At 42.2% G+C, this 13,567-nt stretch carries 9 protein-coding genes; 4 read left to right on the top strand and 5 right to left on the bottom strand.

Features of this window, described 5'->3' with window-relative positions:
- Positions 1-2 precede the first annotated feature (2 nt).
- Genes EJ994_RS03060 through EJ994_RS03045 form a run of 4 tightly spaced genes read right to left on the bottom strand, consistent with a single transcriptional unit; the run spans position 3 to position 5,699 of the window.
- Positions 3-815: a chitobiase/beta-hexosaminidase C-terminal domain-containing protein gene (locus EJ994_RS03060; RefSeq protein WP_126591145.1), complete on the bottom strand. Its 813-nt coding sequence runs from the start codon at positions 813-815 to the stop codon at positions 3-5.
- On the bottom strand, positions 815-1,849 hold the full coding sequence (locus EJ994_RS03055; RefSeq protein ID WP_126591144.1) for a 6-bladed beta-propeller: 1,035 nt from the start codon (positions 1,847-1,849) through the stop codon (positions 815-817). Before EJ994_RS03055 ends, EJ994_RS03060 begins: the two co-directional genes overlap by 1 nt.
- Positions 1,849-3,342, bottom strand: a complete 1,494-nt coding sequence (locus EJ994_RS03050) for a DUF1501 domain-containing protein (protein WP_126591143.1) — start codon at positions 3,340-3,342, stop codon at positions 1,849-1,851. The genes EJ994_RS03055 and EJ994_RS03050 overlap by 1 nt, the downstream gene beginning before the upstream one ends.
- Positions 3,343-3,344: 2 nt before the next feature.
- The gene (locus EJ994_RS03045; protein ID WP_126591142.1) at positions 3,345-5,699 is read right to left on the bottom strand and encodes a PSD1 and planctomycete cytochrome C domain-containing protein; all 2,355 of its coding nucleotides are present in this window, start codon (positions 5,697-5,699) and stop codon (positions 3,345-3,347) included.
- 187 nt (positions 5,700-5,886) lie between these two features.
- Between EJ994_RS03045 and EJ994_RS03040 the strand changes: the two genes are divergently transcribed.
- The 4 genes from EJ994_RS03040 (at position 5,887) to EJ994_RS03025 (ending at position 10,089) form a co-directional block, all read left to right on the top strand.
- The gene (locus EJ994_RS03040; RefSeq protein ID WP_126591141.1) at positions 5,887-6,474 is read left to right on the top strand and encodes a YdeI/OmpD-associated family protein; all 588 of its coding nucleotides are present in this window, start codon (positions 5,887-5,889) and stop codon (positions 6,472-6,474) included.
- 129 nt (positions 6,475-6,603) lie between these two features.
- Positions 6,604-7,371: a CDP-alcohol phosphatidyltransferase family protein gene (locus tag EJ994_RS03035; protein ID WP_126591140.1), complete on the top strand. Its 768-nt coding sequence runs from the start codon at positions 6,604-6,606 to the stop codon at positions 7,369-7,371.
- A gap of 36 nt (positions 7,372-7,407) precedes the next feature.
- Positions 7,408-8,835 (top strand): amidohydrolase family protein, encoded by a 1,428-nt coding sequence (locus EJ994_RS03030; protein ID WP_126591139.1) that lies wholly within the window; start codon positions 7,408-7,410, stop codon positions 8,833-8,835.
- Positions 8,836-10,089, top strand: a complete 1,254-nt coding sequence (locus tag EJ994_RS03025) for a metal-dependent hydrolase family protein (protein WP_126591138.1) — start codon at positions 8,836-8,838, stop codon at positions 10,087-10,089.
- Positions 10,090-10,177: 88 nt separating this feature from the next.
- Here the strand turns inward: EJ994_RS03025 and EJ994_RS03020 are convergent, their stop codons facing one another.
- Positions 10,178-13,414, bottom strand: a complete 3,237-nt coding sequence (locus EJ994_RS03020; protein WP_126591137.1) for a S41 family peptidase — start codon at positions 13,412-13,414, stop codon at positions 10,178-10,180.
- Between the last annotated feature and the right edge of the window lie 153 nt (positions 13,415-13,567).

The following is a 13,567-nucleotide window of genomic DNA, read 5'->3' as shown; positions in this document are numbered from 1 at the left end:
TCTTATTCTACTAAAATTTCATCGATAAATATAAAAGGTACCGTACCCTTGCCTTGATGCCAAGAGGGAATAGCGTCCATTACATCAATCTTAAGTTCTATACTTTTATAATTTGCTTCTTTTATCGCAATATCCAAAAGTGCTATTTGCTTGGGCTCCATCCATAAAGGTGTATCGTACGTTAATCCGCCTATTTTCTTACCCTTGGAACGTACCTCTATAGCTTGGGGCGCAAAAATCCAAGACCCATGGTCCTTTAAAGTGCTTACTATAAGTTTTGAAATGGGAATCGCCTCGTCAAAATCAATTTTTATGAGTATTTGGTCACTTTGAAAGCCCAGCCAGGCGTTCGTTCCCCTAAACTGAAGTGTACCCTTTTGCAGGTCTACCAGCCCCTGTGCTCCATTACCGCTATAGTTGGGATGCGGGTTTGGTTCTAAGGTGACCTTAGCATTTGAAATATTACGTTTTAATTGTATTAATCTGGTGTATATTTCTTCACTTTTTTGGTAATCCGAATGGAAGGTACGAAAGGCGAACGTTGTCGCTTTCTCTATATTTAGAGCTTCCGTATACAAATCGGAGGTATTTGTTACGGGGCTGCCATCTGTAGTATATCTAATTTCAGCATCTGCCATATTGAAAGAAGCGGAAACTTTTGCCGACTTCGTGAACAGCAAGGAATCTACCGTTATTTTTGGCGCAGCCAGCTCAAAAATTTTATCCGAGGCATACAAAACCTCCTCCTTCGTATTTTGCTTACAAGCGCATAGAAGTACCGCAACAACAATATAAAGGGTTAATTTCTTCAACATTAAACACGATATAACTTAATAGGGTATGTCTTTCCTGAATTCCATTGCGCCACGTATAAATTTTCGTCATCATCTACACAAACATCATGCGGATGGTGAAACACTTTTAAGGTTTGATACATGGGATTTAATTGCCCTTCCTCATACACGGGAGTACTACCGCCGGGAGCGGAAATCAATTTATTATCTTCGTTCAGGATACTTATAAAACCTGTACCTTCCGAACCATCACCAGACCAAATCGTGGCCAGGTAGATATCTTTTTTATGCAACACGGGTCTGCAGATGTATGCACCTGGTAAGTCAATAGCCTCTATATATTTTCCGTCTAGCGTAAAACGTTTCAATTTGTTCTGTTGCCTTGCGGTGATCAATAAGGTGGGGTTGGTCGCATCACGGGTATCCAAACAAATACCGTGGGCATTATCAAAATGATGTGCTTCTGTTCCTCTACCTCCAAATACGTTTAAAAGTTCTCCGGCGGCATTATAATGCATGATATATTGTTCACCGTAACCATCTGCAATATAAACGTCGCCATTTGGAGCTATAGCCGTTTCCGTAGGAATATAGCTTTCTTTGTTCTTGTATTTTCCGGTCTCTTTTGGGTAAGGAAATACTTGTATAACCTGGCCCGTAATCGTAGTTTTTATAACCTCATGGCGGTTATTATCCGAGATGTAAAGTACATCTTCCCCGTTTTCTACATGTAGCGTAAGTCCGTGCGCACCGGGATAATCGGTACCCCAAACCTCCAGCAACTTACCGGAACGGTCGTAGACAATAATATTGTTTTTGGTATGATTGGTCAGCAATAATATTCTCCCTTGGGAGTCCTGCACCATTTCATGACAATCATTTACCGGATAAAAGTTAGCGTTCAATGCTCCCCATTGCAGGTCTATCTTATATTGATGCGAATTGTGACCTATAACTACATCCTTGTATGTCATTAATGAATTTGCTTGCGCAAGACCACTTAGCAGTCCTGTAGTTAGAATACCCGTATTTCTGACGAAAGTTCTTCTTTTCATTAAACCAACAAATCATTTAGGACATGACCTTCCACATCGGTAAGTCGGAAGCGTCTCCCCTGATATTTGTATGTTAACTTTTCATGGTCTATGCCCAGTAAGTGTAGCATCGTAGCTTGAAAATCATGAACGTGTACTGGGTCTTTGACAATATTATATCCAAATTCATCCGTTTCACCGTACACTACCCCCGGTTTAATACCACCGCCGGCCATCCACATAGTAAAACATCTAGGGTGGTGATCACGACCATAATTGGTATCTGTAAGTAACCCTTGGGAGTAATTGGTTCTTCCGAATTCGCCTCCCCAGATGACCAAAGTATCCTCCAAAAGACCGCGCTGTTTTAAATCGGCCACAAGCGCGGCAGAAGCCTGATCCACATCTTTTGCCTGTTTCTCTATAGCGCCCGGTAAGTTATCATGTTGGTCCCAACCCATGTGGTACAACTGGATAAAACGCACATCTTGCTCCGCTAATCTTCTAGCCAGCAAACAATTGGCTGCATAAGTACCTGGAATTTTGGCATCGGCCCCGTACATTTTATAAATATAATCGGGCTCATCGTCGGTCTTCATTACATTTGGAACAGAAGTTTGCATTTTATAGGCCATCTCATACTGCGCTATTCTGCTCTGTATTTCCGGGTTTCCGAATTCCGTAAATTGTTTTTCGTTTAGTTCTGCCAGTTTATCCAACATGGCCCTTTTACCTTCCTTAGTAACTCCTTTAGGGTCGTTTAAATAAAGAACAGGGTCTTTTGCCGCCCTAAACTGTACACCTTGATGAAGTGAGTGCAGAAATCCGTTACCCCATAATCGAGTATATAAAGGCTGCCCGTTGGGCCTTCCCGATCCTCTGGACAACAAGACCGTAAAAGCTGGTAAATTTTTATTCTCACTACCAAGACCATAGCTTAACCAAGAGCCCATACTGGGTCGGCCCGGCTGTTGTGAACCGGTCTGAAAAAAGGTAACCGCGGGATCGTGATTTATAGCCTCGGTATACATCGATTTTACGATACACAGTTCATCTACCATTTTGGCGGTATACGGAAGTAAATCACTTATGTACGTACCGTTCTTACCGTATTGTTTGAAGTCGAATACGGATCCTGCCAAGGGAAAACTATCCTGACCCGAGGTCATACCTGTTAGCCGTTGACCGTTTCTGATAGATTCGGGTAATTCTTCACCTCTTCTCTTAATTAAAGTGGGTTTATAATCGAACAACTCCAACTGAGAAGGTCCACCGCTCTGAAAAAGATAAATTACTCTTTTGGCCTTTGAGGCATGGTGTAAGGCATTCAACATTCCATCGTTACCTCCAAAATCATTAGCCTTGGTAATAATACCGTTCGCATCCTTTCTAAAAAACGATTGTCCAAGTAACGAAGCAAGTGCTACGGAGCCCGCACCTAAGGCCGCCTTACCTAAGAATGACCTTCTGTTCAATAATAGCGAACGTTCCTCTATAATTTTCTTTTCACTCATAACTAACCTCTAGTAATAGTTTCGTCTAAATTAAAAATAGTGTGTGCCACTAATGACAAGGAAGCCAATTCCTTTTGGCTTACATCTGCCTCTGAAATATATTCACCGATAGTAATGTAATCGGACGCCTCGATAATGCCATTGTCTATTTTTGATTGCATGTCCTTGTAATGATCCAATAACATCGTTTTTTCCTCTGCATCGGGTAAACGCGAGGTCGCTTTTTGGAAAACATACGAAATTTGTTTCTCTAGCTCTCGAGGAAATTTCTCAATACTTACAGTGGCCAAAGCTCTAGAGGCCTCTATTAATTGGGGGTCGTTCAATAGTACCAAGGCCTGTAATGGCGTATTGGTTTCTTGGCGTTTTACAGAACATAGGTCCCTTGAAGCACTGTCAAAAGTCATCATACTCGGAGGCGGTACGGTCCGCTTCCAAAAGGTATACAAACTCTTCCGGTATAAATCCTCACCTTCACTCTGTACATAACGAGAGGTACTTCCCCCGCCACCGCCAGTGGTCTCTTCCCATATACCTTCTGGTTGATATGGTTTTACACTTGGTCCGCCTACTTCTTTCGTTAATAAACCACTGATAGCCAGCGCTTGGTCCCGTATCATTTCGGCCGTAAGTCTTAGACGGGGCGCTCTCGCCAGTAGTCTATTTTCCGGGTCTTGCTCCAATAGTTCCGGTGTAGTCACCGCGCGCTGTTTATAGGTGGCGGACATGGCCATGTATTTTAACATTGCTTTCGTGTTCCATCCTTCGTCCCTGAATTTAATGGCCAAATAATCCAACAGCTCTGGATGTGAGGGTAAAGCACCCTGATTTCCAAAATCATAAGAAGAACTCACCAGGCCATTTCCGAACATACGCTGCCAATATCTATTCACGGTTACCCTTGCCGTTAGTGGGTTTTCATTGTCAAAAAGCCATTTAGAAAGTCCCATCCTATTTTTAGGATAGTTCTCTGGGAATGATAAAACGGATTTTGGTGTGTCGGGGAATACTTGGTCCGTCGGTTGGTCGTAAACCCCACGGTTTAAGATAAATGCAGGTTTCCACTCCTCTCGCTCGTACATGACCATGACGGGCACTTCTTTTTTAGGCGCTTTGTCAAAGTTGACAAAATCCAATACACCACTCGCTTCCTTTTCTGTAACGGTAATATATGGTTCTGGAGTTTCCCCTGGTAATGGAATGGACAATTTTTCCTTGTTATTACTAAAGAAGCTAAAAAGCTCAAAATGCTCTTTTTGACTAATAGGGTCGTATTTGTGGTCGTGGCAACGAGCACACTCCAATGTCAATCCCAAAAAGGTGGTACCAAATGTTTGCAATCTATCTTCTACATACTCCACATGGTATTCTTCCGGAATAGTACCTCCTTCAAAGGTAATTTTATGATTACGATTGAAACCAGTAGCCAATATTTTTTCCAAATCGGCATCGGGCATTAAGTCACCGGCCAACTGATAGGTTACAAATTGGTTATAGGGCATGTTTTCATCGAAGGCGTGAATTACCCAATCTCTCCACGGCCACATGGTTCTTTCAAAATCGTCTTGATAACCGTGTGTATCCGCATATCTTGCAATATCCATCCACTCGGCGGCCATGTGCTCGGCATGATCTATGGTCTGTAACAATGAATCTATCAGTTTCTCATAAGCATCCGCAGCAGTATCATTTACAAAAGAATTCACTTGCTCTGGAGAAGGTGGGAGTCCCGTAAGGTCAAAAAACACCCTGCGTACCAATTTTTCTTTGGAGGCCACCTCCGACGGGGCAAGACCGTTTAAGCGCATTTTTTTCAGTACAAATTTGTCTATTTCGTTGTTTGCCCAGGCCGAATCGTTGATTTCAGGTACTTCCGGCTTTACCGGGGCAATAAAGGCCCAATGCTCCTTATATTCGCCTCCCTGCGCTATCCATTTCTCTAGAATAGCTTTCTCTTTGGGCGTTAATTCCAGATTAGATTCTGGAGGCGGCATTAATAAGTTGGCGTCCTCGCTGTAAATACGATGCACTAACTCACTTTCCTCCGGTTTGTTCGGAACAATAGCAAACCGGTCCTTGTTTTCACCCAATGCCGCATAGGCATCTTCTGCAGTATGCAGGGATAAATTACCCTCAATAGCGTTCTTGTCCGGGCCATGGCATATAAAGCAACGGTCAGAAAGAATAGGTTTTACGTCAAATGTAAAATCAATTTTTTCCGGAATACCTTGGATATCAGCTTTAGCGATGACCCTTTCAGAAGTAGAGGGTTTCTGTTCGCACGAATAATAAATACCACAAAATAATAGTATACCTACTCCTACAAGTATTTCCTTAAAGGATGGTTTTATTTTCATAGAATTGTCGATTTTCATAGCAATAAATACTTTCAAAACTTATTTAAAGTTAAGAACTAAAAGAAAATATAGGTAGAAAATTCGACTAACAACAATTCTGAAGTCACTAATATCAGCTAGTTATCCTACTCTTGTAATTTCGTTTCTTCATAAAATTTTATTTTTACGCAAAAGGCGCGGCAAACAAATGGAAGACTCAAACATTCCCGAATTCTATTTTAAAAACGATAAGGAATTTAGAACGTGGTTGCATGTAAATCATAAAACCTATTCAGGTATCTATCTCATTTTTTATAAAGTGGACCATGAAAATGAAAGTATGCGATGGGAAGAAGCCGTCAGGGTTGCACTGTGCTATGGATGGATAGACAGCACCGTAAAAAGTTTGGGAGAGGGAAAACGGAGACAATATTTCTGTCCGAGAAAACCTAAAAGTGTTTGGAGTAAGGTGAACAAAGAGCATCTAAAATCTCTAGAAAAGGCCAATTTAATGCATGAAAGCGGCCGTGATGCTGTGGCCATTGCCAAGGCTAATGGCTCGTGGGTGGCTTTGGACGATGCGGAGAATGGTATTGTTCCAAAAGACCTAGCATATGCCTTCCGTCAAAATACTAAAGCTTTCAAGAATTTTAAACGTTTTACCAAAGGGCAACGCAAAAGCTACCTGTATTGGCTAAATCAGGCAAAACGAGAAGCAACAAGAGAAAAGCGAATAGCAGAAATTGTACGGCTGTGTGCTGCTAACGAAAGATACAGAAATGGCGGACAGCGCTAACTCCCGTAATGTTAAACATCAATTCTATCTGAACTAATTGTAAATTATATGTTATTTTTACATCATGTTCGGAGGGTGTACCAAGCCAGCGTGTTTCCGTTATTGGTTTTCCTTCCCTACCCCCAAAAAATGTCAAAATTACCCAAGGAACACCAATTCTTGGATTTATCGGATTATGGTAGACCTGTTGCGAGAATTATTGCCAATAGTCTAAAACATACTTCCTTCACTCCTATACATGTTACCATAAGTTTTATTATCGCCGGATTAGTGGCAATTGTTTGCTTATTGAACCAGTACTATTGGGCTACCTTGTTCTTTCTCGTCTTGAAGTCTATCCTCGATGCCGCGGACGGGGAATTGGCAAGATTAAAAAAAACACCGTCGTATACAGGACGTTATTTTGATTCTGTTGCGGATATTATTTTGAACCTTCTCATACTCATTGCCATTTGGCACGTAAGCTCTGAATCGTGGTTTTTGACGGTTTTAGCATTCGTTGGATTACAGCTACAGGGCACCCTATACAATTATTACTACGTAATTTTAAGAAAAAATAAATCCGGAGATACCACAAGCCGCATATTTGAAAATGAGACGCCTATTGCTTTAAAAGGAGAGAGCCAGAGGAGCGTAAATATTTTCTTTACGTTGTATAGTTTGCTCTATGGTGTCTTTGACCGTATTATTTATGCGCTGGATCGTAAAGCAGAAAATAGCAATAGCTTTCCCAACTGGTTTATGACCGCAGTTTCTACCTTTGGCTTAGGTTTTCAATTATTGGTCATTGGTTGTATGTTGGTGCTGGGTCTTAGAGATTATATTATTCCCTTTTTTATCGGTTATTCACTCTTCATTTTAATTTTTATCCTGTTGAGAAGATTTATAAATCGCTAATTATTTCTACCTTCCCATGGCTAATTCAATGCTGCCATGGTGAAATCTATATTACGTCATAAACCCCTCTTTTTTCTAATTGTGCTGCTCGTTGCGTGCCAAGGTCAAGAAGAAATCACCTACGACATTGTACTAAACAACGGTTCTATTATAGACTTGGAAACGGGTAAAATATCTAAGCAACATATAGGCATCAATAATGGTATGATTATGGAACTAAAATCTGCATCCGCGGATATTCCACTGAAAGGTAAGCTAGAAATCGATGCGCATGGCAAATATCTTTTGCCTGGATTTTGGGACAACCATGTGCATTTTAGAGGTGGCGATTCGCTCATTGAAACAAATAAAAATTTTCTGAAACTTTTTATGGCCAACGGAATAACCACGGTACGAGATGCTGGTGGGGACCTTACCAAGAATGTTATGGAGTGGAAAAATAGTATTGCCGAAGGAACTTTGGTCGGTCCTACCATCTTTACATCCGGGCCAAAAATAGATGGCAAAGGCGCAACATGGGCAGGCTCTTTGGAGGTCGAGAATGAGGCTGACATTCAAGAAGCATTAGACTCGTTGCAGCGGATACCTGTAGATTTTGTGAAGCTTTACGATAGCCGAATCACTGCCGAGAATTACCTTAAAACCATACAGGAAGCTGAAAAAAGAGGCCTAATCACTTCCGGACATATGCCATTTACCGTTACTTTGGACGAGACCGTAGCCTCTGGCATTGATGCCATTGAACACCTTTATTATATCATGAAAGGCTGCTCGGCCAATGAAGTTTCCGTCACCAAAAAAATGAAATCCGGAGAAATAGGCTTTTGGGACGCCATGCCCTTATTGATGCAAAGTTTTTCGGACACTACGGCGGCTAACACTTTCGCTTCCTTAAAGAAAAACGATGTTTATGTGGTACCTACACTGCATATCGGTAAAACATTGAGTTACTTAGATGAGGATAATCACGAAAACGACCCTTATTTAAAGTATATGACCCCTAGCCTTATCCAGACCTATGAGGGACGGATAAATAGAGTAAAAAATTCCAAACCTGAAGCTGTTGCCAACCGAAAAGCACTGGATGCCTTTTTTGGCGAATTGGCCAAATCCCTAAGTGATGCCGGAGTAGGGCTTTTAGCCGGTTCGGACAGTGGTGCTTACAACTCCTTTGTTTATCCGGGAATATCACTACATCAAGAATTAAAGGAAATGGTAGCTAACGGTATTTCCCCACTGGAGGCCTTGCGGACCTCAGCTTATAACGGGGCCAGGTTCCTTAAGAAAGATTCTGACTATGGTAGTCTTACCAAAGGCAAGGTTGCGGATATTGTACTTTTAGATGCTAATCCTCTGGAGGAAATTGGGAACACGGAAAAAATCCATTATCTCATTAAAAGTAATACAGCCTATTCTGCGCCGAAATTAAAAGCACTACTCGACAGCGCCATAAAAATTGATTAAATGAAAAATGTTATTCTTGTTTTAGTTTGTTTTTTAAGCTTGATGCTCAAGGCACAGACCCTATTGGTACCCGACCGTGTATTTGACGGGGAGGAATTACATTCGGATTGGGTAGTACTAATGGAGGGAAACACTATTACCTATACAGGTACTACAAACGAATTCACCAGACCTGTTAACACCAAAGAAATCAGACTTGCGGGGACAACGCTAATGCCCGGTATTATCGAGGGACATTCCCACCTATTACTACACCCCTATAACGAGACCGATTGGAACGACCAAGTATTAAAGGAATCGCCGGTGGAGAGGGCCATCCGAGGGACTGTACATGCTAAAAACACCCTTATGGCCGGCGTTACCACCACAAGGGATTTAGGGGCCGAGGGAGCGGGTTACACCGATGTTTATTTGAAAAAAACTATTGACGAGGGAATTATTCCAGGACCTCGTATGCTTGTTGCCGGACCTGCCATAGTCGCCACAGGTGCTTACGGACCCAAAGGATTTCACGATGGTGTTACCGTGCCACTTGGAGCGGAGGCGGTTAGTGGAGTGCCGGAAGCTATAACAACGGTGCGACGTCAAATGGGAAATGGTGCCGACTTTATTAAGATTTATGCCGACTACCGTTGGACGCCAGGGGCAATTTCCCAACCTACCTTTTTACAGGAGGAAATCGATGCCATGGTCGCTACGGCCACCAGTGCCGGAAAATACGTTGTCGCGCATGCAAGTACACCCGAGGGAATTAAACGTGCTATAAACGGAGGTGTAGAAACCATAGAACACGGAGATGGGGCTACTTTAGAACTGTTTAAACTCATGAAGGAAAAAGGTATCGGATTCTGTCCGACTCTTGCGGCCGGAGATGCAATTGCACAGTACCGTGGCTGGAATAAAGGAAAAGAACAGGAACCGGAACGCATAAAGAAGAAAAGGGCCTCTTTTAAATTAGCATTGGAATCGGGTGTAGCTATTGTTTTTGGTGGTGATGTGGGTGTTTTTACCCATGGACAAAATTATAGAGAAATGGAATTGCTCGTGGACTACGGAATGAAACCTATGGCGGTACTAACCTCAGCGACTTCCCAGAATGCCCGTATGTTTCATTTGAACAAACTCGGAAACTTAAAGAAGGGGTATTGGGCGGACATCATTGCCGTAAAAGGTGACCCTTTACAAGATATTTCCAGAATGAAGGATGTAGTATTTGTGATGAAGGATGGTATTGTTTATCAAGAAGCGAACTAACTGTTAGCTTTCAACTGTCAACCCCCAACTGTCAACCGTCCACTGCCTACTGTCCACTGCCTACTGCCTACTCCCCACTGTAAACTGTCTACTCCACCTCTTTCAACAACACTTCTATAGATTTTTCTAGTTGTTCATCCCGGCCATTAGCAATGACATCCGGTTGGTTTTTAACTAAAATCTCTGGATTGGTCTCGTTATTCTCCAACCATTCTCCTGCCTTGTTCTTTGCACTTACCGGTACCACACCCCAAACACCTCCATTGGGTAAGCGTTCCCAACCTGCAAAACTGCAGGTTCCTGGTACAGGCATTCCTACGGTCTTTCCGATTTTTAAATCAACATAACCGCTTGCAAAACAAGAACCATCACTATACATAGACTCGTTGAACATGGCTAAGGTGGGCTTTGTCCACCTAGAGGTAGGTTCGCCACCTACGACCCTATCTTCGGTCTCATAGGAAAGAAAGGGTATACCCGTAAAGAACATCGCTAGATCCGCTACCAAATCCCCGCCTCCATTGAATCGCGTATCTACAATTACCGCTTTTTTATCTATGAACTTACCCATCATTTGTTCGTAGATGGTGCGGTAAGGTTCATCGCTCATGCCCGGAATATGCACATAACCCAAGGTTCCCTTACTTTTTTCCAAAACCTCTTTTTCGTTCTGTTTCACCCATCTATCGTACAATAGTCTACTTTCCTGACCTATGGAAATTGGTTTTACGGTAATCTGTTTTCTAGTGTTATTGACTCCAACAATGTCCAACAGCATAAATTCTCCTGCTTTTCTATTAAGATAACTGGCAATATCCTTGGAGGGCAGTATTGTTTCACCGTTTATTTTCTCGATGAGCATCCCGGGCTTCAAATCAAATCTTGCCTTATCCAACGGACCTCCCTTAATGACTTCGGCAATTTTTATACCGTTGCCCGTATGACTGTAATCCATAAAAATTCCCAAAGAAGCGGTAGCATCCCCATTTTTAATATCATCGTTGAAGCGCCCGCCCGCATGCGAGACGTTCAACTCACCCAATAGTTCCGAAACCATTTCAGCAAATTCGTATGAATTACCAATATGTGGTAGGTATTTTTGATATTCCGTGCGCATGGCCTTCCAATCAATTCCGTGAAAATTGGAATGGTAGAAAATACCGTTGGTACGCAACCAAATATGGTCAAACATATACTGACGCTCCGCATCGGCGTCCAACACCATTTCCGACTTTAATTTAACATTCTCCTTTTTACCGGCCTTGATATCTACTTTTGCTATTTTCCCATCGGCAAGTAGAAACAAATTCTCTTGTTTCTCGTCCCATTGTAAACCACCGGATTTGGCTCCTAAGGAAACCAGCATCTTGGTATTCTTGGTCCTGACCTCTATTTCCCAAAGGTTTAAATCCTTCTCAAAACGAGTAAGATAGTATAGCCTTTCACCGTCCTTTGATAGCACAGCATCTGCCAATTTTGAAGAATGTATGGTTAAACGTGCCTTGCGGTCTTGAACATCTTCCAAATCAAATTTTAAAGGTTTTACGGTTTCTTTTTTCTCGTCATCGTTCTTTTTCTTTTTCTTCTTATCCCCTTCATCATCGGCATCCTCATCCTCCTTCTCATCGCCCTCTTCCATCAACTTTATCAAATCGTATTCTTCCTTGGTCATATTAAATTTATCCCATCCATCTTTGGTCAGGAACATGCTATAGACATCAAATTCTGACTGTCCACTGGTGGCATAACTTTTTAATCCGTTTCGATTGGTGAACCAAATAATCTGATTACCATCATTTATCCATTTTGGCGATATATCATAATAACCACTTTCTGTTAAATTGGTACGTGATTTCCCATCGGCGGAAATAAGTAATATTTCGCTATTACTTAGCGTGACGCCCCAGTCTACCAAAAGCCATTTGCTGTCTGGACTCCATTGGTAATACTTATCGCCATCCGAAAAATGATATAACTCGTTGGGTGTAAGTAAGGTAGTAGTCGTATTTGTTTTTAAGTTTTTGACTTTCAACGTTCTACGCCCTTCTATATAGGCCATTAGATTACCATCTGGCGAAAACTCAGGAAGGTATACATCCGTAGTCGTAGTTAGTAAGGTGTCTTCCTTTAAGATGGTGGCCGCGAAAAAATAAGGCTCTTCTTTTCTAATTTTAGAGGTTTTGTAAATACTCCATTTTCCGTCCCGTTCGCTTGCATAGGTCACCGCTTTACCGTCTGGCATGAATTTTACGAAACGTTCCTGCTCCGGTGTATTGGTGAGTCGCTTGGTCAAAGAACCATCTACGGCGGTTACGAACACTTCTCCCCTACTTACAAAAGCGATTTCCTTACCATCTGGCGAAATGTCCATTTCACGAACGCCACCGTTCACAGAAACATATTCCAATGCATTTGTGGCACGCTGCGTTCGTATAAATACCGGTACTTTTTTAGGTGTTTCACCTTCCCTAAGCGTATAGAGTTCACCGTCATAACTAAAACTCATGGTACCATTCCCTATACTTAACGAGCGAATTGGGTGTGTTTTAAGTTGCGTTAGTTGGGCCTTACCAGACCCGTCCGCAGCCATTTTATGCACGTTGTAGGAGCCACTTTCTTCACTTAGGTAATAAATAACCTGATCATTAGCACTATACACGGGATTTCTGTCCTCACCTTTGAAGCTGGTCAACATCCTGTGTTTACCTGTGGCTACATCGTATTCCCAAATATCCCGGGTTATGGCAGATACGTGGTGTTTTCGGAAGGTATCCTCATAACCCTTTTTATCATGGTACACTAGCTTATTGCCTTCCCTATTCGATTGAACATCTTCCGCCGGTACTGTTAGCACTTGGTCCACACGACCTCCTTCGATTGGTACGCTATATAGCTCAGGCTGTCTACTAATTGGATATTGTCTATGGGTTACCGCATCTTGTCTAGCGGCTCCAAAAAGAACATGCTTATCATCTGCCGAAAAACTATAAGGCGTTTCATCGGTGCTATGAAAGGTGAGGCGCTCTGCGGGTCCACCTTCAGCATCCATGGTATAGACATCAAAATTCCCAAATCTGTTGGAAGCAAACGCTAGTTTCTCACTGTTTCCACTCCAAACAACTTCATAATCATGGGCTTTATGAAAGGTCAATTGACGTGCGGTTCCACCGCCAACTGGCACGCTGTATAGGTCTCCCTGATAGGTAAAAGCAATGGTTTGACCATCTGGAGAGATAGACGGGTAACGCACCCATTTTGGGCTTACTTGAGCCATGCTGTAAAGGGAAAAAATGAAGGTGGACAGGATTAAAAAGGAGTTTTTCATAAATGATTTTGGTTGCTAATTTTAAAACTTTCAAGATAGGTAAATGGGGTCATAGTGCAAAGGAAAAATGTGTGGATGGAGGAATTAGGGGTTTAGGGGTTTAGGGGTTTAGGGGTTTAGAAGAAGTAAAACTATTTCAATCATCACAGACTT

This window comes from Maribacter sp. MJ134 (assembly GCF_003970695.1).
Taxonomy (GTDB): domain Bacteria; phylum Bacteroidota; class Bacteroidia; order Flavobacteriales; family Flavobacteriaceae; genus Maribacter.
Note: the sequence above shows the minus strand (reverse complement) of the source record. Positions and strands in the feature narration are given on the sequence as shown.

What these genes read in the sequence shown, in the direction of transcription:
- EJ994_RS03060 (WP_126591145.1), bottom strand. Translation starts at nt 815, where the DNA reads ATGTTGAAGAAATTAACCCTTTATATTGTTGTTGCGGTACTTCTATGC.
- EJ994_RS03055 (WP_126591144.1), bottom strand. Translation starts at nt 1,849, where the DNA reads ATGAAAAGAAGAACTTTCGTCAGAAATACGGGTATTCTAACTACAGGA.
- EJ994_RS03050 (WP_126591143.1), bottom strand. Translation starts at nt 3,342, where the DNA reads ATGAGTGAAAAGAAAATTATAGAGGAACGTTCGCTATTATTGAACAGA.
- EJ994_RS03045 (WP_126591142.1), bottom strand. Translation starts at nt 5,699, where the DNA reads ATGAAAATAAAACCATCCTTTAAGGAAATACTTGTAGGAGTAGGTATA.
- EJ994_RS03040 (WP_126591141.1), top strand. Translation starts at nt 5,887, where the DNA reads ATGGAAGACTCAAACATTCCCGAATTCTATTTTAAAAACGATAAGGAA.
- EJ994_RS03035 (WP_126591140.1), top strand. Translation starts at nt 6,604, where the DNA reads ATGTCAAAATTACCCAAGGAACACCAATTCTTGGATTTATCGGATTAT.
- EJ994_RS03030 (WP_126591139.1), top strand. Translation starts at nt 7,408, where the DNA reads ATGGTGAAATCTATATTACGTCATAAACCCCTCTTTTTTCTAATTGTG.
- EJ994_RS03025 (WP_126591138.1), top strand. Translation starts at nt 8,836, where the DNA reads ATGAAAAATGTTATTCTTGTTTTAGTTTGTTTTTTAAGCTTGATGCTC.
- EJ994_RS03020 (WP_126591137.1), bottom strand. Translation starts at nt 13,414, where the DNA reads ATGAAAAACTCCTTTTTAATCCTGTCCACCTTCATTTTTTCCCTTTAC.